1 protein-coding gene is annotated in these 574 nt (G+C 55.4%); it reads right to left on the bottom strand.

The features are described 5' to 3' along the window. Positions 1-528, bottom strand: a 528-nt coding sequence (locus AC1DLB_RS31670) for an OsmC family protein (RefSeq protein WP_477786487.1), incomplete at its 3' end; no start/stop codon positions are given. Between the last annotated feature and the right edge of the window lie 46 nt (positions 529-574).

The raw sequence follows: 574 nt of genomic DNA, 5'->3' as shown, positions 1-574 counted from the left end.
CTTCATGCCCAGGTCCGCCAGAATGGCCGACATATTGGCGATGGTTTGCTCCAGCGGCAGATCCTTGCCCGCAATGTAAGTGTTCGCCTCTGAATGAGAAGCAGGCATCAGCAACGCCTGGGCGTCGGCGTCGAGGTTGTCCACCTCTTCGATCACAAACTCAGGCCCGGCTTGCACCACTTTTTTCACAGTGCAACGGTCGATGGAGCGCAGGATGCCCTGGCGGTCCTTGTCGGAGATGTCTGCCGGCAACTCGACCTGGATCTTGAAAATCTGGTTGTAGCGGTTTTCCGGGTCAACAATATTGTTCTGCGACAGGCGGATGTTATCCGTGGGGATATTGCGCGTGTTGCAGTACAACTTCACAAAATACGCCGCACACAGCGCCGACGAAGCCAGGAAGTAGTCGAACGGACCCGGTGCCGAGCCATCGCCCTTGTAGCGGATAGGTTGATCGGCCACCACCGTGAAGTCATCGAACTTGGCTTCAAGTCGCAGGTTGTCGAGAAAGTTGACCTTGATTTCCATGGGGGATTACCAGAATAACGGCTAAACGAATGGCCGCCATTATCCG

The organism is Pseudomonas sp. 05N434 (assembly GCF_056396965.1).
This window is presented reverse-complemented; position numbering and strand designations above follow the sequence as displayed.